The organism is Streptomyces hygroscopicus subsp. hygroscopicus (assembly GCF_001553455.1).
Lineage (GTDB): Bacteria > Actinomycetota > Actinomycetes > Streptomycetales > Streptomycetaceae > Streptomyces > Streptomyces hygroscopicus.
Window position 1 is genome coordinate 21,010 of record NZ_BBOX01000153.1, and the last position, 21,850, is coordinate 42,859.

Here is a 21,850-nt window from a genome sequence, read left to right on the forward strand (position 1 = left end):
GGTAATGATGGGCGAACTCGTGAATCGCATCTGGTCCCGCCCCCGTGGCGAGTGGACCCGCGTTCTGCGCAATGAACTCCCGTCCCTGGCCGACGAGGTGGTTGAGAACCTTCGGCACGGAATTCCGGGATTCGCCGCACTCCTGGAGCACTCCGAGCGGGACACGGTCCGACGGGGAGTCGAGCAGGCTCTCCTGACCGCACTCGGCCACCGCAAGCCGGGCGAGGAAGGCACCGGCGAACCCGCCGCCTCCGCCGCCCCCGGCGAGGAGGCGCTGGCCGAGGTGGCGCCCGAGCGGGCCCGCCGCGAGCTGTTCGAGGCCCTCATCGGTGAGGTGGCGGTCCCCGAGCGCACCCTGATGGAGCTGTCCCGGGCCGCCCGGTGGCCGCTTCCCGAAACGGTGCAGGCGATCGCCCTGCCCACCCCCGGCGAGGCGCCGCAGCTGGCCGCCGTGCTGGGAGACACCCTCATCGGCGCGGTCGGCGACGACCTGTGCCTGCTGGTCCCCGACCCGGACGCGGACCCGGGACCCGCCCCGGAGCCCGGCACCGCCACCGCCCAGGACGGCGACCGGGAGCCGGAGCGGGAGACCCCCGCCACCCCCGCCGAGCCCGGCACCCGGGCGGCGCTGGAGAACGCGCTGCGCGGCCGCACCGCCGCGGTGGGCCATGCGGTGCCCCTGGGCGACGCGGCCTCGTCGGTGCGGTGGGCGCGGCGCCTGCTGACCCTGACGCCCGCCCGCTCCGGCCCGGAGGCCCGGGTCCTCTTCGTCGACGACCACCTGTCGATGCTGCTGCTCCTGCAGGACGAGTCGCTGGTCCGGGCGCTGGCCGCCCGGTGGCTCAAACCGCTGGTCGGGCTGACCCCCCGGCAGAGCGAACGCCTCCAGATGACGCTGCTGGCCTGGCTGGAGGGCGGTGGCGCGCCGGAGGCGGCCAAGGCCCTCAAGGTGCATCCGCAGACCGTGCGGTACCGGCTGCGCCAGATCGAGAAGCTCTTCGGACCCGGGCTGCGGGACCCCCGCATACGCTTCGAGCTGGAGATGGCGTTGCGCGGTCGCAGGCTGATGGCGCAGATGGACCGGATACGGCGCCACGCGTCCCGGGTGAGCCGCCGGGCCCGTACCGGTGCGCCCCCTGGTGTCCGGCCGCTGGGCATCGCCCGGGAGGCCCGGGTCAACGGACTCTGACCGGCGGACGGTGAACCGCCGGCCGCGCTCACGCGGTCGGCGGTTTCCGCTGCCGGGCGGCCGGTCCGGGCGCCTGCCGGGCGCCTGCCGGGCGGCGGTGGCGGACCGCCGGAGCCGGGCGGTTCAGCCCCGCGACCCGGCGGGCGAGGCCGTACCCGAGGCAGTACCCGAGGCCGCGGGCGACGCCGTCCGCAGGGCGGCGTTCAGACCGGCCAGCTCCTGGTGGGCGTGGGAGCAGAAGGCGCAGTCGGCCAGATGGCGCGCCAGCGCCCGGCCGCGTACCCCGCCGTGGCGCACCGAGGCGCCGAGCAGACCGCTGTAGTGCCGGCACCGGTCGTCGCGGGCCGACTCCAGATGGGCCCGCAGATACGACTCCCGCAGGCCCTCGCGGGCCCGGAAGGCCAGGGAGGTCAGGCCGCTGGGGGAGAGGCCCAGGGCCACGGCCGCCCGGTGCGGGGGCTCCTCCTCGACCAGGGTCAGCCACAGCACGGTCTGCCAGCGCTCGGGAAGCGCGCGGAAGCCGCGGATGAGCAACCGGCGGTCCTCCCGGGCCACCACACGCTGCTCGGGATCGGCGGTGGCCGCGTGCTCCCGCCAGAACGCGACGTCGGCGGTGAGCAGCACCCGGCGCTCCCCGGCGCTCCATTCCATCGCCGTATGGCGCACCACGGTGAGCAGATACGGCCGCCAGGGGCCCCGGGGGCCGCCCCCGGACCGGACGGCCCGGAAGGTGCGGAAGAACGCCTCGGAGGTCAGGTCCTCGGCGTCGTGCGGGTCACGGCAGCAGGTCCGGGCGTAGCGAAGCGTCGCCGCGTGGTGGCGGCGGTAGAGCAGGTCGGCCGCGGCGGGGCTGCCGCCGCCCGACCGGTAGCCCGCCACCAGCCGCCGGGTGAGCTCCTGGTCCGGAACGGGGCCGGCCGGTCGGCCGGCCGGCCCCGGGCCCTGGAACCCCTCGGGGTCCGGATGACCCGCCGGGGGAGGACCGGTGTCCGCGGCGTCGTCTGCGGTCCCGTGCGCGTGGGGAGTGACAGCGCGGCGCGCGCCGGCCTCACGGCCGGCGCGCGCCTGGTGAACCCGTTCCATCAGCCGCACTGCTTGCCGCTGTTGATGCAGTCCACCGCCTTGTTCATCAGGTCGTCCGACATCACGTTGATGAAGTCGTCGTGGTCGGTGATGGGCTTGTGCAACTGCTCGGGGAAGCCGTCCACGGCGAACGGGGTGTTGGCCGGCACGTCGTAGGTGATGGTGTTCACCAGCTGGGGGATGGCCCGGAAGCCGCCCGGGCAGGAGCCGTCCTCGGCCGCGAAGGCCACGTGGTCACGGTGGTTGGCGCTGTCGATGTTCTTGCCGTCCCAGCAGCTCTGGAAGTCGAAGGTGCGCGTGACGGAGCTGCCCTCGGGGCACAGCGGGTACTTGTCGGTCAGCTGCCGGTCCTCGAAGCCGGTGCAGCTCCAGGAGGCGTTGGCGTTGGCGTCGCCGCCGGTGAACGCCTTGGCGTCACCGGTGATGATCCGCAGGAACTTCGGCATCGCGGTGACCTTGCTCCGCGGGTTGCCCTTGAACTCGATCGTGGAGCTCTTGGGGGTCAGGATCGTGCCGACGTTGCCTTCCTGCCCGCCGCCGAGCTGGCCGGCGTCCGCCTCGTCCTTGCCGTCCTGGGCGCGGACGACCGGCCAGTAGTAGGTCGACTTGTCGCCGTTGGCGCAGGAGGTGCCGCCCTGCTCGAAGGTCCGGTTGTCGGCGAAGGCGTCGTTGCTGTCGTTGCCCACGTAGTCGTGTGTGTGGTGGGCGCCGTTGCCCACACCGGGCGCGACGATGACGTTGTCGCTGTTGCGCAGGGCCGGGTCGCCGACCCCGCAGTCCGTGGTGAAGGTGCCGGTGGAGCCGTTCTCCTGGGCCCGCGGCGGCTGCTGGACGTTCGGCCGGACCTTGGTGATGTCGACGAAGTCGTCCTGCGACGGCCCGTTCCCCGCCTGGCCGCCCGCGTTGCCGGGCACCTCGTTGGCGCCCTCGCCGCCCTGCTGGTTGCCGCCCTGTTGCCGACCGCCCGGTGGCCGGCCGAACCGGCCCTTGCCACCGCCCGCGGCCGTGGCGACCTCCTGCCACCTGCAGTCGGCCATGCCCCGCAGCCGGGAGCCGTCCCCGCCCATGGCCGCGCCGATGGTGTGAAGCGTCCGCGAGCGCTCGTCGTTGAGCTGGGAGAGCACCGCGTCGCTCGAGCCCTGCCGCTGGTTCATCCGCCGGTACGCCTCGGCCACCTGGTTGTCCAGCTCGGCCAGGTTCTTGTCGACCTCGGGCCTGGCCTTGGCCGGCACCCCGCTCAGCTTCTGGCCCACATCGGGGCACTGGATCGTCCCCGCCTTCGCGGCCACGGTGCCGTGGCGGCCGGAGCCGCCCTTGTCGCCGTGGGCGGACGCGTTCGCGGCGACGAGCGCGGCCCCGCCACCGCCGAGCGCCAGAGCGGCGACAATGGCGACGGTCTTGTTGGTGAACCGCCCGCGTTTGTGGGTCTGTTGCCTCATGAGATCACTTCACTTAGTCGTTAGAGGGCGTCGTAGTCGACAAGCCCGGTGTCCTCGAGGACCGTGATGTGGTCGAGAACGATGGCATTGGCCCTGGTGGCCAGAGATCTGACCATGGAGTTGCGGCTCTCGGCCCGTACCTGCGCCACAAGGTTGAACACCTTGCCGTGCGCGGCGCGCAGCCGGTTCGCGAACACCCGCTCGAACTCGGCGCTGCTGCCTGCGCCCGTCATCTCGTCGAGCCAGCCCTGCTGTTGCGCGTTGGGCTGGGTGGGCAACTGGATGCCGAGCGCCCGGCCGACCTCCTCGGACCGGCGGTCGAGCTCGGTATGCCCCTCGATGAGATGCTCACCGGCGGTCTTCACGGCCTCCCGGTCGCCACGTTCCTGGGCGAGGCGCCCCGCGGGGAGCTCCCACGTCCCGGCGAGCCTGACCTTGCGGACGAAGTCCCGGTCGGTGACCGTGAGCGGTCCGTACTGCGTGCTGACCGTCCCACCGCCGTCGTCCGTGACGCCGTTGCGCAGCACTGCCGCGCTGCTCTCACCGAACAGCGACACCGGAATGAGGATCGACGCCAGGGTGACGGCGAGCGCACCGATGATGAGCCCGGTGCCGATGGTACGGCTGGAGGCGATGGATCTGGTGAGGTGTGCTGATCGCACAGCGCCCTCCTCGGTTCGGAGTGACACCGGACGCTAGTGCCTCGTGTGGGCCGTTCGTGGAGACCTCATCACCAGTGAATAAAGCCGGGACAGAGATCATTACCTGCTGGTACTCTGCGCGGCCGCCCTCATCAGGCACCGCCGGGAAATTTCCCCGCCCCCGGATGAACAATGCGCCGGGCGCCTGCGTACGACAGGGAGAACCCGGTGGACGGCCGGACCCGGAACGACCCGCCGCACACCGTCCCGACGACCCGGAGGCGCTCCGCCGTGCACGTGACAGCGAGGAACCCCACGCCCGCCAGGCCCCGTCATCCGCTGAGCGCCGAGGTGGGACGCGGCGACTGCCGGTGCTGCCGCAGTCTGCCCTCCAGGACCCGGGCGTCGGGGTGGTTCAGCTCCCGGAGAATCTCCAGCGCCGCCCTCCAGTCGGCGAGGGCGGTGGCCACGTCGCCCTGGGCCAGCCGGGTGTCCCCCTGGTGGATCAGGGTGTCGGCCTCCAGGTACCGGTCGCTGATCTCGCGGTAGACGCCGAGCGCCCGACGGTAGGAGGTGAGGGCCTGCTCGTACCGTCCGAGGTGGTGGTACGCGTAGCCCACGCTGTCCAGCGCGGCGGCCTCGCCGGCCGAGTCGCCGATCCGCCGGTGCAGTTCGACGGCCTGCCGGCAGCGGGCCAGGGCGTGCTCGTACTCACCGCGCAGTACATGGGTCCAGCCGATCTCGTTGAGCACACTGGCCTGTCCGCTGAGGTGTGCCGAGGCGTGGTAGAGGCCGAGCGCGGGACGGTAGTGGTCCAGCGCCCGCTGGTGGCGGCCCTGGGTGTTGCAGAGGAAGGCCAGGGCGCGCAGGGTGCGGGCCCGGCCGTCGCCCTCGTCCAGCTCCGCGAACAGCTCCAGGGCCCGCTCCAGATGTCCGTACGCCTCGTCGTAGCGGCCCAGCCGTCCCTCGGCGAACCCCAGGGTGCGGTGGGCGTGTGCCTCGCCGAGCCGGTCGGACAGGGACCGGGCCGCGCCCAGCGCGGTGCGCTGGATGGCGGCCTGCTCCTGCCAGTGGCCGCGCCGGTCCAGGAAGAGCTCCAGCGTTACGGCCAACTGCCAGGACTGGGCGGGGAATCCGTGGTCGCGGGCGTGCCCGACGGCCGACAGCAGCACGGCCCGCTCGGCCGAGAGCCACGCCTCGGCGCGGTCCTGGCTCCCCAGGTGCTCGGGTCCGGCGTCGGGCCGGGGCGGGGACAGGGGCAGCGGCTCGGTGCGGTGCGGGGCGAGCAGGGTGGCGGCGGTGCGCGCGGTGTGCAGGTAGTGGTCGAACATCCGGTGCCGGGCGTCCCGGCGGATCTCCTCCGCGTCGTGGTCCCGCACCAGCTCCATGGCGTAGGCGCGCAGCAGATCGTGGAAGGTGTAGCGGCCCGGGGCGTGTTCGCACAGCAGATGGGCGCCGGTGAGCGTGGCCAGCAGGGCGCGGGTGACGCGCAGCGGAAGCCCGGCCACGCTCGCGGCCGCCGCCGTGGAGACCTCGGGGCCCGGATGCAGGGCCAGCAGCCGGAACAGCCGGGCGGCCTCCGGGTCCAGGGCCCGGTAGGACCAGGAGAAGACGGTCCGCGCGTCGGTGCTCGGATCGGCGCCGGCGAACGCGTCGAGGTTCCCCTGGCCCTCCAGCAGCTCCGCGGCGACGGAGGACAGGGGAAAGGACGGACGGGTCGCGGCGCGGGCGGCCACCACCGCCAGCGCGAGCGGCAGCCGTCCGCACAGCCGGACGATGGTCGCCACCGCCCGCGGCTCCGCGGCGACCCGGTCCGTGCCCAGCCGCCGGACCAGCGCCTCATGGGACTCGGCAGGCGACAGCGGCCCCAGCGTAAGGGGACGGGCCCCCTCGCCCGCGATCAGACCGTGGAGCTGATTGCGGCTGGTGACGATGGTCAGACAGCCGGGGGCGCCGGGCAGCAGCGGCCGGACGTGCGCTGAGTCCAGCGCATTGTCCAGCAGGACCAGCGTGCGGCGCCCCGCCAGCAGACTGCGGTACAGCGCGGTCTTGGCGTCCAGCCCCGTGGGCACCCGGCTCGGCGGAACGCCCAGCGCGTGCAGGAACGACCGCAGCGCCTCGTTCGGCGACATCGTCGAACCGGTCGGGTCGAAGCCGCGCAGATTGGCGTAGAGCTGCCCGTCCGGGAAGCGGTGGGCGACGCGGTGGGCCCAGTGCACGGCCAGGGTGGTCTTGCCGACCCCGGCCATTCCGTCGATCGCGCTGATCACCAGGGGCGCCGGAGACCCGGTGTCGGCGCCCTCGGGCAGCAGGGCGCCGACCCCCGCGAGTTCCGCCTGCCGACCACTGAACGCGGGTAAGTCGGGCGGAAGTTGGGCGGGCCGGACCGCCGGGGCGGTGGCCGGCGCCGCGGGATCGCCCGGCTGGACCGGCGCCACGGGATCGGTGCGGGCCGGTGGCGCGGGGTCCGTCCGGGCCGGTGGCCCGGGGGCGTCCCGGGCCGGCCGGGGCAGCAGCCGGCGGTGGGCGGCGCGCAGTTCGGGGCCGGGCGTGACGCCGAGCTGCTCCGCCAGCCCGTCCCGCGCCGCCGAGAAGACCTCCAGCGCCTCGGCCCGCCGTCCGGTGGCCGCCAGCACCTGGATCAACCGGGCCTGAAGGGTCTCGTCCAGGGCGTGGTGGGCGGCGAACTGCTGCAGCACGGTGGGGAGTCGCTCCGGCACCCCGGAATCCAGCGCCGTCGTGGCGGCCTCCTTCGCGACGGCCAGAAGCTCACGGTCGACACCGGAGAAGACGGGGTGCGCCTGGATGTCGGCGGGGACCCCGGTGGCGGTCGGCCCCTGCCACAGGGCCAGTGCCTGGGTGAAGAGGCCGGCCGCCCGCTCCGGCTCCCCCGCGGCGGCGGCGTGCCGGGCCGTCTCCCCCAGGTGCCGGAAGCGCAGCAGGTCCAGTGCGTCCGCGTCGGCGTTCAGCCGGTAGCCGCCCGAACGGCGCACCAGCCGGCTGCCCTCCGCCCGCGCCGGCAGACCGGGCTCCAGCAGCCGGCGCACCGATCCCACATGGCGGTGGACCACGTTCACCGCGGTGCTCGGCGGATCCTGCGCCCAGAGAACATCGACGATCTCGCTGAGCGCCACCGGTTGCCCCGCCCGCACCAGCAACAGCGCCAGCAGGGCCCGCTGTTTGGGCGGTCCCAGCTCGAGTTCGACGTCATTTCGCCATGCCCTGACCGGGCCTAACACCGTAAATCGCACAAGTGGGGATCGTAGTCGAGCCCGTTTCGGGCACGGCGCTCTTCCGGCCGGGCCGCGTCGTCAGTCTTTCGTCACTCAATCGGCGCCGGGCCTTTTCTACTGTCGCGGCACCGACACATCAGCCCCGGGGGGAAACGGGACGATGAACATCCGCGTGACGACCGACGCCGACGCCTACGTGACGACGCTGTACCAACGACACGGCTCGGCGCTGCACCGCTGGGCGACCCGGATGCTGGGCGGGGACTGGCACCGGGCCGAGGACATCGTGCAGGAGGTGGCGATCCGCGCCTGGCAGCGCCCCATGGACGTGGGCCCGATGGACCACACCGCACGTCCCCGGCTGCTCACCGTGGCCGGCGACCTGGTGACCGACGGCCACCGGACTCGGCCGGAGCCGCCGGTGGAGAGGGCCGACGAGGCGGAGCTGGCGCGGCTGGCGGTGCCGGACGCGGCCGATCAGACGCTCACCGCCCAGGTGGTGATGGGGGCGATGGGCGAACTGGCGCCCCGCCAGCGGGAGGTGCTGCTGCACCTGTACTACCTGGGCCACAGCGTCGGCCAGGCGGCCCGTGCGCTCGGCGTCCCTCCCGGAACCGTGAAATCGCGGACGTACTACGCGTTACGGGCGCTGCGCGAGGCCCTGCGGGAGCGTGGTGTCACCGCCTGCTGAGCACCACGTCGTCGGCCGTGTTCGCCGCCCCCGTACCCTCGGAGACGATCTACCGACCGGCGTCATGTGTCCGACCCCCAGGAGGTCCACCCCGCCATGCCCGAACTGCCCTTCCCCTTCCCCGCGGACGACCGCACCCTCAGTCCCCATACCGGCTACACCCGCGCCCACTGGGAGGCCGCCGCCGACGGCCTGCTGCGTGCCGCCCTCCGCTACGCCACCCCCGGACACGGCCTGATCGACCTGCCCGGCCCCCCGTCGCTGTCCGGTGTGCGCTCCGACGGACTCGAAGGGTTCGCCCGCACCTTCCTCCTCGCCGCCTTACGCGCCGCCGGGGCCGAGGGCAGCGACCCGCACTCCATCCTTGAGCGCTACACCGCCGGGATCGCCCGCGGCACCCTCACCCCCGGGCGGGACGACGCCGAGTCCTGGCCGCTGATCGGCGATTTTCCCGCCCACGGCCAGCCCATGGTGGAGTCCGCGTCCGTGGCCCTGGGGCTGCGGCTGACCGCGCCGTGGACCTGGCAGGCCCTGCCGTCCGACGCCCAGGACCGCACCGAGGAGTGGCTGCGCGGCGCGTTCCGCCACCAGCCCGCCCCCAACAACTGGTACCTCTTCCCCCTCACCGTCGCCGGTTTCCTGGAGTCCGTCGGACGCGGCGACGCCGAGACGGCCCGCGCCATCGACCGGGGGCTCGACCTCCTGGAGGGCTGGTACCGGGGCCAGGGCTGGTACTCCGACGGCGACGGGCGGTCGTTCGACCACTACAACGGCTGGGCGCTGCACATGTACCCGCTGCTCCACGCCCATCTCGCCGGCGACGGCGCGCTGCTGGACCGGCTCGGCCCCCGGCTGCACACCTTCCTCGAGAGCTTCTCGCTGCTCTTCGACGCCAACGGCGCCCCCCTCCACTTCGGCCGCTCCCTCACCTACCGCTTCGCCGCCGGTGCCTCGGTGGCCCTCGGCGCCCTCACCGGCCACACCCCGCTCGCCCCCGGGGCCACCCGCCGCATCCTCAGCGGCGCGCTGCGCCACTTCCTGGACCGCGGGGCGCTGACCCGGGACGGGGTGCTGAGCCTGGGCTGGTACGGGCCGCAGGCGGCCACGCTGCAGCGCTACTCCGGGCCCGGCTCGCCCTACTGGGCCTCGAAGGGGTTCCTCGCCCTGCTGCTGCCGCCCGACCACCCGGTGTGGACCGCGCCCGAGGAGGCCGCGCCCGCCGAGGGGCCGGACCGGGCGCTGGCGCTGCCCGCCGCCGGGTTCCTCATCCAGACCACCGGACGGGACGGGCTGGTGCGGCTGCACAACCACGGCAGCTACTCGTGGGGCGCCGACAGCGCGCCCGACCCCCTCTACGCCCGGCTCGCCTACTCCACCCGCACCGGTCCCACCAGCGCGGACAACATCCCCGACAACCACATCGCCGTCGAGGTGCGCGGAGCGCGCAGCTACCGGCCGCGCATCCAGCCGCTGGCCGCGGGCCCCGACTGGATCGCCTCCTCCCAGGCCCCGCTGTTCCCCGCGGGCGGCCCCATCCTGCCCTCGGCCCGCATCGACAGCCTCACCCTCGTCCGCGGCAGGCTCGAAGTGCGCGTCCACCGCACCGTGGGCGTCCCCGCCGGAACCCCGATCCACCACAGCGGCTGGGCCGTCGCCGTGCCCCCGGGCACGGAGGCGGAGACCGAGCGGGGCCCCGAGATACGGCTGGCCGGGGAAGAGGTGACCGGCCAGCTCCTCGGACTGCACGGCTGGCGGACCGCCACCGCGGTCAGGGCGCCGCAGGGCACCGCGTACGGGCCGTGGGCCCTCGTCCCCGAACTCACCGGCACCGTGGGCGAGGACCCCGCCGGCACCGTCTTCGTCGCGCTGGCCTCGCTCACCGGGGAACCCGACCCGGCCCCCCTCGCCGGTCTCGCCACCGCCGAGGTGACCGGACTGACGGTCACCGTGCGGCTGCCGGACGGCGGAGGCGTCGTGGTGGACTTCGGCGCGGGCGAGGCGCCCACCGTCACGGAGGTGGACGTTCGGGCTGATCGCTGAGCCCTATGGTCCGGGCTGATCGCTGAGCCCCCATGGTCCGGGCTGATCGCTTGGCCCCACCGTCCGGGCTGATCGCTTGGCCTGATCGCTTGAGCTGATCACTTGAGCTGATCACTCGGGCCCTGGGCACCGGGGGCGCGGGAGGCGCCCCCGTAGGAGGTGCTCTCCTCGATGGCGCCGCCGAACTCGTCCCGGAGGGTCTCCATGTTCTTCCGGGGCGAGGAGGAGAGCACCCAGCGGTTGCCGACCAGATAGACCCCGCCGTACATCTGGGCGGTCTCCAGCCAGTCGCGCTGGCCCTTGGCGGTGGCGAAGTCGAGGAACACGAACTTGCCCTTGGCGCTCTCGCAGACGGCCTGGCGGTAGTCGTCGACCTTGGTGGTGAACTCGGGCTCGCAGCCGGCGGCCGAGGCGAGCCGCTCCACCCGTGCGGGCCCCGGTGCGGGGCCCGCGCTGGCGCCGGGCCGAACGGCGTTCCTCCCGGTCTCCGCGTTCCTCCCGGTCTCCGTCCCGGCGTCCGCCGTGCCGCCCCCGCCCCCTCCGGCGCATCCGGCGACGGCCAGCAGCGCGCTCGCCGCCGCCGCGAGCGCCATCGCCACCGCACCCGGGCCGCGGCGGCGCGGGGCGCGTGCGGCGGTCCGGACCGACCGTGGTGCGTCGGCGGTGGCGGTGGCGTCGGTGGCGGTGGCGCTCGCGGTGGCGGTGGCGTCGGTGGCATCGTTCATGAGGGGCCCTCTCGCATCGGATCCGGGAGCGGCCGGCGGCGGCCGTCACATCTGGTGCGTCCATCGCATGCACGGATACGGACGGGCCGAGCCGGTCGTTCATCCACCCTGGCTCCCTGGCTTCCGGAATAGAAGGAGATAGTTTACGGTTCAACCAGTCATCGGTGGCCGACCGACCGCTGAACATCGCAAGTGAGGAGACCGCCATGCCCGCCATCACCGTCGAGAACACCCTGCGGCTGCCCCGCGTCCCCGCGCCGGATCCGCAGACCGCCCCGCCGCGCCCGGTCCGCTCGGTGACCAGTGCGCCGAAGGGCTTCGAGGGGGAGGGGTTCCCGGTCTACCGGGCCTTCGCGGGCGCCTCGCTGCGCGACCTCGACCCGTTCATCCACATGGACCAGATGGGCGAGGTGGAGTACGCGCCGGGCGAGCCCAAGGGCACCCCCTGGCACCCCCACCGCGGCTTCGAGACCGTCACGTACATCATCGACGGCCAGATGGAACACCAGGACTCCAACGGCGGCGGAGGGCTGATCGCCGACGGTGCCACGCAGTGGATGACCGCCGGCGGCGGCATCCTGCACATCGAGACGCCCCCCGAGCACCTGGTCGTCTCCGGTGGACTCTTCCATGGCATCCAGCTGTGGGTGAACCTGCCGCGGGCCAACAAGTGGAACCCGCCGCAGTACCAGTCCATCGAGGGGGCGCAGACGGCGCTGCTCTCCTCCCCGGACGGTGGCGCGCTGCTGCGGGTGATCGCCGGTGAGGTCGCCGGACACCAGGGACCCGGTGGCACCTTCACCCCGATCACCATGATCCACGCCACGCTGAGCCCGGGTGCCCGGCTCGACCTGCCCTGGCGCCCCGACTTCAACGCACTCGTCTACTCGCTGTCCGGACGCGGTACGGTCGGCGCCGAGGAGCGCCCGCTGGACGCCCATGAGCTGGCCGTCTTCGGGCCGGGCGGTGCGCTGGGCGTGGCCGCCACCGAACGCCCGGACAACCGGACCCCCAACCTCGACGTGCTGATCCTCGGCGGGCGCCCGATCCGCGAGCCCGTCGCGCACTACGGCCCGTTCGTGATGAACACCAAGGCCGAGATCGCCCAGGCGATCGAGGACTTCCAGAGCGGCCGCCTCGGCGTCATCCCCGCCGAGCGCATCCCGCACACCCACCCCGGAGAGGAGAAGCCGTGACCTCGTACGTTCCGGTCGCCGAGGTCCCCGAGGAGACCACGGCGGAGCGCTGGGAGCGGGCCGGGCTGTTCTTCGACGCGAAGGAGTACGCCGAGGCCGCCCGCATCCTCGCCACCGTCGTCGAGGACGAGCCCGGCCAGGTGGCCCCGCGGCTGCTGCTGGCTCGTGCGTACTACCACTCGGCCCAACTGCGGTGTGCCGAGGAGGAGTTGCGCGAGGTGATCGCCCGCGATCCGGTCGAGCGCTACGCCCATCTGATGCTGGGGCGCACCCTCCAGCGCCAGGGCCGCGACGCGGAGGCGGCGGGAGCCCTGCGGATGGCGGACGCGCTCGCCGGGGACTTCGGCGAACGGAGCTGACGCGCCCCGCCGCGTGCCCGGCACACCGAGTGGTGTGCCGGGTGCCGGGTGCTCGGCACGTGGTGTGGTGTGCCGCTTGCCGGGTGCCCACCGCACCGCATGATGTGCCGGGTGCCGCGTGCTCGCCACGCCGCGTGCCCACCGCGCCGCACGGTGTGCCACGCCGCGTGGTGTGCCGTGTGCCCGCCGCGCCGAGTACCCGGTGTGCCGTGTGCCTGGCGCACCGCCTTGCCTGGCGCACCGTCGGAGCCGCCGGAGTCGCCGGAGTCGCCGGAGTCGCCGGTGGCGTCGTGGCTGACGGTGCCGTTGAAGTGGCCGGTGTCATCAGAACCGTCGGAGCCGCCGGAACCGCCGGAGTGGCCGAATCGACGGAGCCGCCGGAACCGCCGGAGTGGCCGGAACCGTCGGAGCCGCCGGAGCCGCCGGTGCCGGCGCAGCTGACGGAGGCCGGAGGTGCCCCGGACGTGAGTCCGGGGGTGCCTCGGCGCGTCGTCAGCCGTGAACGGGCAGCCGCGCCCCGCTCACCGTGGCCTGTGCCCGAGCGGCCAGGGCGCGGCGGTCGTCCGCGCCGTGTTCGGGCCGCAGCGGCCGGTGCACGGCCACCCGCACCGTGAGCCCGTCGGCGCGGAGCACCCTCCGCAGCGAGGTGCCGAAGTCGTCCTCGCCGACGAAGGCGGCCACCGTGGTCGGGGTGGTGTGCTGGACGTAGTCCAGCGTCACCGGGCGCACCGGGGCGCCCGCGTCCAGCGCGGCCTGGAAGGTGGCCCGCCGGAAACTGCCGCCCGTCCCCGCACACCAGGTGATGCCCTGCGGGAAGACCATCACCGACCGGCCCGCGCGCAGCCGCGCCGCCATCTCCCGTACGGTGCAGGGGAGTTCGCGCAGCGACGCGCGGTCGATGTAGAGCGTCCCGGCCCGGGTGGCCAGCGGACCGACCAGCGGCCAGCCCGCGATCTCCCGCTTGGCCAGCATGACCACCGGCTCGACCGCGAGCAGCGCGATGACGTCCAGCCAGGAGATGTGATTCGCCACGATGAGCGTGCCGGTGCCGCCCGGGGCGCTCAGCGTGGTGCCGCCCGTCACCTCCAGCCGGACGCCGAGGGCGTCCAGCAGCGCCGCCGCGCGGGCGCGCAGCGTCCCGGGCTCGGCGATCCGCCGGCCGCACAGCAACGCGTCCACCACCGACCGGCCGAAGACCGCGGCCCGCCGGGCGACCCGGGTGGCCGGGACGCGCTCGGCGGCGTGGGTGACGCAGCCGGTGGTGCACGGGGACCAGGCCGCCCAGGCGTGCGTGGCGGGCAGGCTCATCCCGAGGGAGACGGTCACCGGGGCTCACCCAGGAAGTAACGGCGGTAGCGGTCGTTCATCCGCGTGGTGTCCAGCAGCACGAAGAAGTCGGCGTCGTTGAAGGCCCGGTCGTGCTGCGGTGACCCGCACATCCAGGCGCCGATCCGCAGATAGCCGCGGAGCAGCGGCGGCAGTTCGGCATAGCTGGGCTCGCCGTCCAGCGGCCGCGAGGGTATCCAGGGGTCGTGCGGATGGACCCGCAGCTCGGGCGGGGCGGCGTGCTTGGTGCTGCCGAGCAGCCAGGCGTTGGCGGCGGCCCGCTCGCCCCCGGCCAGCGGAACCGAGGCGCAGCCCGCGAGGTAGCGATGGCCGGACAGCAGGACGTAGCGGGCCAGCCCGGCCCACATGAGGTTGATCACGGCGCCCGAGCGGTGGTCGGCGTGCACACAGGCCCGGCCCGCTTCGACCATGGACGCCCGGACCTCGGCCGGGACCCCGCGCAGATCGAACTCGGTGTCCGAGTAGAGCCGCTCGCTGCGCCCCGGGGGAAGCAGCCGGTAGGTGCCGACCACGGTGTCGGTCGCCGTGTCCGTGACGATCAGATGGTCCATGACCTCGTCGAACTCGTCCACGTCGCGGCCGTCGACCGCCGCGTCCAACCGACCTCCCCGCTCCTGGCCGAACACCTGGTAGCGCAGCCGCTGCGCGGCGTGGACCTGCTCCCGGGTGTGGGCGATGGAGGTGACGTAGGAGCTGGTGGACGCCGTCGCCGTGGTGGACGTCGTGAGCACGGGCATTCCTGTTCTCCGTTCGGGGGAAGTCAGGAGCTGTGGGGACTGGGGAACAGCGGAGGAAACGCCTCACTCGCCGGTGCGGTACGCGGAGGCGGCGCGTACCGCGGGCGTTCCCCAGTCTTGCCGTGGCGACGTACGTCACCGTGTCCGCGTGGTGATTCGGCGACTGCCAGTCGATGACGAACACATGCCGCGGCCCGGCCCGTGGTTACGGAGCGGTGGTGCCGGTGGCACCGGTGGCACCGGTGGTGCCGGGGCCGGGGCCGGGGCCGGGGCCGGTGTCGGCGTCGGCACCGGTCCGCAGCGGGAAGCCCAGCGCGTGGGCCGCGGCGGCGGGGGTGGGCTGGGACCAGTAGTCGCTGACGGCCTGGGCCGAGGACAGCGAGCGGGTTTCGGCCAGGTCCAGATAGAGGACGCCGTCGAGATGGTCGGTCTCGTGCTGGACGATCCGCGCGGGCCAGCCGGTGAACTCCTCGTCCAGCTCCCGCCCCGTCTCGTCCTGTCCGCGCAGCCGGATCCGGTCCGGGCGGCTGACCACGGCCTGCCAGCCGGGGATGCTCAGACACCCCTCGAAGAACGCGGCCCGGCCGTCGCCGACCGGTTCGTAGGCGGGATTGACCAGGACCCGGTACGGCTGCGGCACCCGGCCCCGCACCTCCCGCACCTCGGCCGTCACCTCCGCCGGGTCCTCGATCACCGCGAGCCGCAGCGGCACCCCGATCTGCGGTGCGGCGAGCCCCACTCCGGGGGCGGAGTGCATCGCCTCCCGCATCGCCGCCAGCAGCCGGTCCAGCTGGTCCGTGGCCAGCTGGCCCTCGTACGGCAGGGCCGGTTGGCGCAGCACGGGGACGCCCGCCGCGATGATCGGCAGCGGGCGGGTCCCGGAGAGCAGTTCGTCGACGAGCTCGGACAGATTGGTGGTCGGCATGGGGACAGCCTGGCAAGACGATCACGCCACGGCAATTCCCGGGAGCGGGCCGGAGCGCCAGGGCCCTACCCGGCCACGGGCCGGGTAGGGCTCGCTGTCGGGCGCGGCTCGCTGTCGGGCTGGGCTCATCACCGGACTGGGCTTACCACCGGGCGGGGCTTACCACCGGGCTGGGCTCATCACCGGACAGGGCCCGCCGTCGGACAGGGCCCGCCGTCGGGCTGGGCTCACCGCCGGACAGGGTTCACCGCCGGACAGGTGCTCACTACCGGACAAAGGGTGAACCGGTCGCCGATGGGGTGCGTAGAGGCTGGTGAACCGCGGGGGAACTTCCCACGCCCCCGCGGCTCGGCCGAGCCCTCCCGGCTCGGTGGCCGCCGCTCCGCGGCGCTCTCCCCGTTGGGTCGGCGGGGCGGCGGCATCCTCCCGCTACCACGCGTCCGTGATGTCGTTTTCGTCCGGTGTGCATGGGTACCCGCTCGGCGCTCAGCGGTGGAGGTGATCCGCGTGCCGGGACGGGAACGAGCCGGACCGGCCGGAGTCGCCGACCGCCATCCGCGAGGCCGGCCGCACACGCATCCGGCGGGTTCGGGAGGAGGACGGATGAGCGCCCACGACGAACTGCCGCTCGCCGACTACGACCATCTTCCGCTCAGCAGTCTCCAGCACCGCGTCCGTGCCCTCACCGAGGAGCAGTTGCGGCAGCTGCTGGAGTACGAGCGCTCCCACGCCGACCGCCTTCCGGTCGTCGAGGTGCTCATGGCGCGGCTGTGCGGGCTGGAGGGCGGCGCCACCCCCTCACCGGGCGGGGCGGGCGCCGAACCGCTCCCCGAGCGGCCCGCACCGCCGCGCGGCGGCTCGCCGGTGACGCCGGAGACAGCGGCCGAGCCTAGCCCCCCGCCCCGCCACGGCCACCCCGACCACCCGGGGCAGTCGCAGTGAACAGCCGCCCCGCGGGTGAACCGGACCGGACCGGCTCGGGGGCCTGCGGGCCCGGGGACTCCGCGTCGGAGTTCGGCCGCGTCGTTCGCTCGCTTCGCCGAGCGGGGTCCGGCACGCCTAGCCCTGCTCGGCCCGCCCCTCCGGCAGCAGTCCACGGATGTCGCTCGGCAGCACGCCGTACAGCTTCTCCATCAGCTCCGGGTCCACGGCCGAGTCCAGCACCTCGAAGAAGGCAGCCGCCTCGCGCAGCGCCTCCTCCTCGGTGTGCTCGGTGCGCCAGGCGATCCGGCCCGCGAATCCGGTGAGGTCGAACCGCTCGCCGTGGTCCCGCCGATACGCCCGCTCCTCGGGCGTGCCCTCGTGCGAGGCGGCGATCCGGCGCAGGGGCTCGCCCGCCTCGAGCGGCAACTGGGCCGCCATGTGGTCCGCCAGCCCGCCCGGGATGCGTTCGGCGAGGGTTTCCAGCGTCGCTCGTACTGCCCGCTCGGCCGACTGCCGGTCGGGGAGCTGGGCCCGGGCCTGGACCAGGCCCGTCAGTTCTTCGTAGCGCATGGTCGGCGCTCCTCGTGGTCGGGTGCCCGGCTGCTGTGCCGAGTGCCCCGTGCCGTTCACTCAAACCGTAGCCGTAGCCGTAGCCGTAGCCGTAGGCGCGGTCGCGGGGCGCGGTCGCGGGCGAGCCTGGCCCGCCCGCCGCGGCATGGGGCGCACACTGGGCGCTGTGACGGGGAAGCGCAGCGCCGGGATTCTGCTGTACCGCGGTACGGGTCCGTCCGGCCCGGCCGTCGACGTTCTGCTCGCCCATATGGGAGGCCCGTTCTGGGCCAGAAAGGACGCGGGCGCCTGGACCGTGCCCAAGGGGGAGTACGACGAGGACGAGACCCCCGAGGCCGCGGCGCGCCGAGAGTTCGAGGAGGAGCTCGGCACACCACCGCCCGACGGTGAGCTGATGCCGCTCGGCTCGGTGACGCAGACCGGTGGCAAGATCGTCACCGTCTGGGCGCTGAAGGGCGATCTGGACCCGGCGGAGATCACCCCCGGCACGTTCACCATGGAGTGGCCGAAAGGGTCTGGCCGGATGAGGGCCTTCCCCGAGATCGACCGGGTCGCCTGGTTCGGTCCGGACGAGGCCCGCCGGAAGATCGTGGCGAGGCAGCGGGTCTTCCTGGACCGGCTCGAAGCGCTGGTCCAGGGCGCGGAGGGCGCGGGCCCCGCCGATGAGTGACCGGCGGCGAGTGACCGCCAACGAGCGACCGGCGGCGTGCTCCGGAACGAACGGAAACCCCACACGACCCGGCGCACTTCCGCGCCGGAGAGCCGCGCACCCCTCACCGTCCGCCGGGCGCGGCTACCGTGAAGAGAGTGAGGCCGTGCGGAATGCCGCGCCGAGCGCGGTGAGGCCGACGGAGGCACCGTGGGTATGGAGAGCGCCAGGAGTACGGAATACCCGCCCCGGCTGCGGCTGGACGAGCTGCTGGACGAGCTGCAGGTGCGCATCGACGGGGTGCGCGGCACCCAGGACCGGGTGCACAGCCTGCTGGAAGCGGTCCTCTCGGTGGGCCGGGAGCTGGATCTGTCGCATGTGCTGCGGAGGATCGTCGAGGCCGCCGTGGTGCTGGTGGACGCCGAATACGGGGCGCTGGGGGTGATCGGTGACGATCAGGGGCTGTCCGCGTTTCTGCCGGCAGGCGTCGACGGGGAGCGGAGCGAGTCCGCCGGGCCGCTGCCGTCCGGCCACGGCATCCTGGGGGAGCTGATCCGCCACCCCCGGCCGCTGCGGCCGGCCGAGCTCTCGGAGCATCCGGCCTCCGACGGCTTCCCGCCCGGCCATCCGCCGATGCACTCCTTCCTCGGGGTGCCCATCCGGGTGCGGGACGAGGTCTTCGGCAATCTCTACCTCAGCGAGAAGCGGGGCGGTAAGGAGTTCGACGGCGAGGACGAGGCGATGCTGTCCACCCTGGCCGTGGCCGCCGGAGTGGCCATCGAGAACGCCCGGCTGTACGAGGAGGCCCGCCACCGCCAGCGCTGGCTGGAGGCGAACGCCGAGGTCACCCACAGCCTGCTGTCCGGAGTGGACGAGACCAGGGTGCTGGAGCTGATCGTCGAACACGCCCGCCGGATCCTCGCCGCCGACCTGGGCGTGCTGATGCTGCCGGTGCCCGGCTCCGACGAACTCCAGGTGGCGCTGGCGGCGGGGACCGACGCCGAGGCCCACCGCGGTCTGGTGCTGCCCCGCGAGGGCACCTTCGGCGGGGCGGCCTTCACCGCCTCCGAGCCGGTCACCAGCACCGATGTCCAAAGCGACCCGCGGATCACCGTCGGCCCGCAGCGCTGGGCCGGGCTCGGCCCGGCCGTCGCGGTGCCGATGCGGACGAGCGACGGGGTGGGCGGAGTGCTCTCACTGGCCCGCACGGCGGACAGCGCCGCCTTCACCCAGATCGAGACCGACACGTTGCTGGGCTTCGCGGGCCAGGCGGCGATCGCCATGAAGCTGGCCGAGCGGCGGCGCGACGCCGAGCAGCTGGCCCTGCTGGAGGACCGCGACCGGATCGCCCGCGATCTGCACGACCTGGCCATCCAGCGGCTGTTCGCCGCCGGCATGACGTTGCAGTCCACCCTGCGCTTCGTCCAGCACCCGGAGGGTTCCGAACGGCTGCTGCGGGTGGTGGACGACCTGGACGACACCATCAAGATCATCCGGTCGACCATCTTCGGACTGCGCGCGCACGAGGCGGGCCCCGCCGTCCAGGGGCTGCGGGTCCGTACGGCCAAGACCATCGAGGAGGCCGTGCCCGCACTCGGCTTCACCCCCTCGCTGCGTACCGAGGGCCTGGTTGACACCGATGTGCCGCGCTCCGTCGCGGACGACATGGTCGCCGTCCTGGCCGAGGCGCTGTCGAACATCGCCCGGCACGCACGGGCCGACGCCGCCGAGATCTCGCTGGTCGTGGCGGCCGGCCGGCTGACCCTCACGGTCACCGACGACGGGGTGGGCATCCCCGAGGGCGGCCGGCGCAGCGGACTGCGGAACCTGGCCGAGCGCGCCGAACAGCTCGGCGGCCAGCTGGACCTCGACGAGCCCCCGGGCGGCGGCACCCGCCTGGTGTGGGCCGTCCCGCTGCCGGAGCGATGAGGCTGCCGGAGAGATGGGACACGGCGCCCGGCGCCGTGGGTTTCCGGTGTGCCGGGGTTCTGCGCCGCGGTGTCCCGCGTGTCCCCCGCCGTGGTCCGCGTGTCCCGCGCCGTGTTCCGCGTGCCCCCCGCCGTGTCCCGCGTGCCCCGCGCCGTGTCCGGGCCGTATCCGCGCCGTGTTCCGCGTGCTCGGGTTCCGCGCCGCCGTGTGCTTCGGATGAGGTGGGCTGCCGCACGGCGGGGGGCGGACATTACGTCGCCGGGCCGCCGCCGTCCAGCGCCCCGGCGGCCTCGCCGCGCGGAGTGGCCGGACCCATGGGCCCGTAACCGAGCCGGATCAGCATCTGCACATGGCCGGGTGTCCGGTGGGCGTCGCTCAGCGACCACCGCAGGTCGGGCCACTCCAGCGCCTGGTGCAGCAGGGACGCCCGGACCCCGTACGAGGTGGCCAGCAGCAGCACGTGTTCCAGCGCCTGCCCGGCCCGCAGCCAGTCGGTGCGCCGGTCCTGGGCCGTGGACAGCACGGCGATGGCCGGGCGGCTCTCGAACACCGCGGCGGGCGGATGGCCGTCCCGGCGGCCGTCCGCCCCCTGGCCGAGGTAGTCGCGCATCGGCAGCCGCCCGGTGGCGTCGCGGGGGCCGAGGGCGGCCGGGGGGATTCCGTACGGCCCGGTGTCCCGGACCCAGTCGCGGCTCTCCGCGCGTCGGCGCGGATCCCCGCAGGTGCGCCGCTCCGCCTCGGCGGTCAGCCGCAGCAGTCGTGAGGTCTCCCCGGGAGCCGCCAGACGGAGCGTGGCGCCGTTCGCCCGCGCCGCCTCCGTCAGCTCGCCCAGCACTCGGGCCGGCAGCCGGCGCCCGGAGAAGGGGGCGCGGCTGCTGTGCCGCCGCCAGATGGCGTCGTACAGCCCGTCGTACAGCCCGCGCTGGGGGCCGGGGCGCGGGCCGTCGTACGAGCCGGGGCGCGGGCCGTCATGCGGCCCGTCGTGCGGGCCGGGGGCGACATGCGGGGCGTCGTATGAGCCAGGGGCGACATGCGGGCCGTCGTACGAGCCGGGGTGCGGGTCGTCATGGGTTCCGGCGCCGTCGCCGGGCGAGGCGCCCAGGCCCACCGTGGCCAGCAGGTCGGGCTGTGAGCGGTGCGGCAGCAGCCGTACCACCGGCTCCCAGCCGAAGTGGGCCACGGCGACCCGCAGATTGAACACGGCGGCCCCGGCGGAGACGCTCAGCCCCCGGCCCATCGGGTCGGTGTACCGCAGCCCCCGCTCCGGGGCGGCCCGCACCTCCAGGGCGACGGTGTCGGGGTTCAGCCGGTAGCGCCACGGCTGGGTGTTGTGCATCGACGGAGCCGCCACGGCCGCCGAGATGAGCTTCTCCAGGATCGCCGCGTCCAGCGCTGCGGGCTGCATGGGGTCCCCTCCTCGCGGTGGGCCGTCAGTGGTGCGGGGCCGTGCGTCCCGGCCCCGGGCTCATCCCGGGTGGTCGTCGGCCGGGTGCGGGGCCGAGTGGGTCGCCAGCACCGCCGCCTGGACCCGGCGTTCCACGCCGAGCTTGGCCAGCAGCCGGGAGATGTGGTTCTTGACCGTCTTCTCGGACAGGAAGAGCCGCTTGCCGATCTGCCGGTTGGTGAGCCCCTCGCCGATCAGCACCAGGATCTCCCGCTCGCGCGGGGACAGCCCGGCCAGCACCTCGTCCCTGGGCTCCTGCGGGGCGGCCTCCCCCCGCAGGGTGCTCATCAGCCGGGCGGTGGTGGCCGGGTCCAGCATCGACTGGCCGGAGGCGACCGTGCGCACCGCCGAGACCAGGTCCGACCCCTTGATCTGCTTGAGCACATAGCCGGACGCCCCCGCCATGATCGCGTCGAGCAGGGCATCGTCGTCGTCGAACGAGGTCAGCATCAGACAGGCCAGACTCGGCATGCGTGAACGCAGTTCACGGCAGACCGTGATGCCGTCCCCGTCCGGCAGCCGGACGTCCAGGATGGCCACGTCGGGCCGCAGCGCCGGGCCCCGGGCCAGCGCGTGGTCGACGGTGGCGGCGTCGCCGACCACCTCGATGTCCGGTTCGGCGTCCAGCAGGTCGTGCAGTCCGCGCCGGACCACCTCATGGTCGTCCAGAACGAACACCCTGATGGGTGTCGCCGGTGTCGCTCGTGTCTCGGTCATGGCTCTCGCACT

19 protein-coding genes are annotated in these 21,850 nt (G+C 74.0%); 8 read left to right on the forward strand and 11 right to left on the reverse strand.

Going from position 1 to position 21,850, the window contains the following annotated elements:
• The first annotated feature begins 4 nt into the window (after window positions 1–4).
• The gene (locus tag AXW62_RS17460; RefSeq protein ID WP_079115660.1) at window positions 5–1,189 is read left to right on the forward strand and encodes a PucR family transcriptional regulator; all 1,185 of its coding nucleotides are present in this window, start codon (window positions 5–7) and stop codon (window positions 1,187–1,189) included.
• A 123-nt stretch (window positions 1,190–1,312) separates the two neighbouring features.
• Here AXW62_RS17460 and AXW62_RS17465 read toward each other — a convergent pair whose 3' ends face one another.
• The 4 genes from AXW62_RS17465 to AXW62_RS17480 all read right to left on the reverse strand — a co-directional run bounded on the left by AXW62_RS17465 (window position 1,313) and on the right by AXW62_RS17480 (window position 7,603).
• Entirely contained in the window at window positions 1,313–2,068 is a 756-nt protein-coding gene (locus AXW62_RS17465) for an RNA polymerase sigma factor (protein ID WP_252368635.1), read from the reverse strand.
• Window positions 2,069–2,271: 203 nt separating this feature from the next.
• Window positions 2,272–3,711: a DUF1996 domain-containing protein gene (locus AXW62_RS17470; protein WP_060945345.1), complete on the reverse strand. Its 1,440-nt coding sequence runs from the start codon at window positions 3,709–3,711 to the stop codon at window positions 2,272–2,274.
• A gap of 20 nt (window positions 3,712–3,731) precedes the next feature.
• Window positions 3,732–4,373 (reverse strand): DUF4142 domain-containing protein, encoded by a 642-nt coding sequence (locus AXW62_RS17475; RefSeq protein ID WP_030828981.1) that lies wholly within the window; start codon window positions 4,371–4,373, stop codon window positions 3,732–3,734.
• A 311-nt stretch (window positions 4,374–4,684) separates the two neighbouring features.
• Window positions 4,685–7,603: an AfsR/SARP family transcriptional regulator gene (locus AXW62_RS17480; protein WP_060945346.1), complete on the reverse strand. Its 2,919-nt coding sequence runs from the start codon at window positions 7,601–7,603 to the stop codon at window positions 4,685–4,687.
• 142 nt (window positions 7,604–7,745) lie between these two features.
• Between AXW62_RS17480 and AXW62_RS17485 the strand changes: the two genes are divergently transcribed.
• A complete protein-coding gene (locus AXW62_RS17485) occupies window positions 7,746–8,276 on the forward strand; it encodes a sigma-70 family RNA polymerase sigma factor (protein ID WP_060945347.1) in 531 nt (176 codons plus the stop codon).
• A 96-nt stretch (window positions 8,277–8,372) separates the two neighbouring features.
• Window positions 8,373–10,316 carry a DUF2264 domain-containing protein gene (locus tag AXW62_RS17490; protein ID WP_060945348.1) on the forward strand — a complete coding sequence of 648 codons (1,944 nt, stop codon included), beginning with the start codon at window positions 8,373–8,375 and terminating at the stop codon, window positions 10,314–10,316.
• Between the two features lie 98 nt (window positions 10,317–10,414).
• Here the strand turns inward: AXW62_RS17490 and AXW62_RS17495 are convergent, their stop codons facing one another.
• Window positions 10,415–11,041 (reverse strand): hypothetical protein, encoded by a 627-nt coding sequence (locus AXW62_RS17495; protein ID WP_060945349.1) that lies wholly within the window; start codon window positions 11,039–11,041, stop codon window positions 10,415–10,417.
• Between the two features lie 206 nt (window positions 11,042–11,247).
• Between AXW62_RS17495 and AXW62_RS17500 the strand changes: the two genes are divergently transcribed.
• Together AXW62_RS17500 and AXW62_RS17505 are read left to right on the forward strand one after the other, a co-directional pair.
• On the forward strand, window positions 11,248–12,237 hold the full coding sequence (locus tag AXW62_RS17500) for a pirin family protein (RefSeq protein ID WP_030828997.1): 990 nt from the start codon (window positions 11,248–11,250) through the stop codon (window positions 12,235–12,237).
• Window positions 12,234–12,596 (forward strand): tetratricopeptide repeat protein, encoded by a 363-nt coding sequence (locus AXW62_RS17505; protein ID WP_060945350.1) that lies wholly within the window; start codon window positions 12,234–12,236, stop codon window positions 12,594–12,596. The genes AXW62_RS17500 and AXW62_RS17505 overlap by 4 nt, the downstream gene beginning before the upstream one ends.
• 492 nt (window positions 12,597–13,088) lie before the next feature.
• Here AXW62_RS17505 and AXW62_RS17510 read toward each other — a convergent pair whose 3' ends face one another.
• The 3 genes from AXW62_RS17510 to AXW62_RS17520 form a co-directional block, all read right to left on the reverse strand.
• Window positions 13,089–13,922, reverse strand: a complete 834-nt coding sequence (locus AXW62_RS17510) for a lysophospholipid acyltransferase family protein (RefSeq protein ID WP_252368636.1) — start codon at window positions 13,920–13,922, stop codon at window positions 13,089–13,091.
• Complete coding sequence (locus tag AXW62_RS17515; protein WP_060945351.1) at window positions 13,919–14,680, reverse strand: GNAT family N-acetyltransferase; 762 nt, start codon at window positions 14,678–14,680, stop codon at window positions 13,919–13,921. Before AXW62_RS17515 ends, AXW62_RS17510 begins: the two co-directional genes overlap by 4 nt.
• A 205-nt stretch (window positions 14,681–14,885) precedes the next feature.
• Window positions 14,886–15,605, reverse strand: coding sequence for a peptide deformylase (locus tag AXW62_RS17520; protein WP_079115661.1), 720 nt, complete (start codon window positions 15,603–15,605; stop codon window positions 14,886–14,888).
• Window positions 15,606–16,208: 603 nt separating this feature from the next.
• On the opposite strand from AXW62_RS17520, the gene AXW62_RS17525 reads away from it, so the two are divergent.
• Entirely contained in the window at window positions 16,209–16,547 is a 339-nt protein-coding gene (locus AXW62_RS17525) for a DUF8129 domain-containing protein (protein WP_030829018.1), read from the forward strand.
• Between the two features lie 117 nt (window positions 16,548–16,664).
• On the opposite strand, the gene AXW62_RS17530 is transcribed toward AXW62_RS17525, so the two are convergent.
• Complete coding sequence (locus AXW62_RS17530) at window positions 16,665–17,099, reverse strand: DUF2267 domain-containing protein (protein WP_060945352.1); 435 nt, start codon at window positions 17,097–17,099, stop codon at window positions 16,665–16,667.
• 166 nt (window positions 17,100–17,265) lie between these two features.
• Between AXW62_RS17530 and AXW62_RS17535 the strand changes: the two genes are divergently transcribed.
• Entirely contained in the window at window positions 17,266–17,769 is a 504-nt protein-coding gene (locus tag AXW62_RS17535; protein WP_060945361.1) for an NUDIX hydrolase, read from the forward strand.
• A 195-nt stretch (window positions 17,770–17,964) separates the two neighbouring features.
• Window positions 17,965–19,677, forward strand: coding sequence for a sensor histidine kinase (locus tag AXW62_RS17540; protein WP_060945353.1), 1,713 nt, complete (start codon window positions 17,965–17,967; stop codon window positions 19,675–19,677).
• Between the two features lie 250 nt (window positions 19,678–19,927).
• Here the strand turns inward: AXW62_RS17540 and AXW62_RS17545 are convergent, their stop codons facing one another.
• On the reverse strand, window positions 19,928–21,082 hold the full coding sequence (locus AXW62_RS17545) for a nitroreductase family protein (RefSeq protein ID WP_060945354.1): 1,155 nt from the start codon (window positions 21,080–21,082) through the stop codon (window positions 19,928–19,930).
• A gap of 60 nt (window positions 21,083–21,142) precedes the next feature.
• Complete coding sequence (locus AXW62_RS17550) at window positions 21,143–21,838, reverse strand: response regulator (protein ID WP_030829042.1); 696 nt, start codon at window positions 21,836–21,838, stop codon at window positions 21,143–21,145.
• Between the last annotated feature and the right edge of the window lie 12 nt (window positions 21,839–21,850).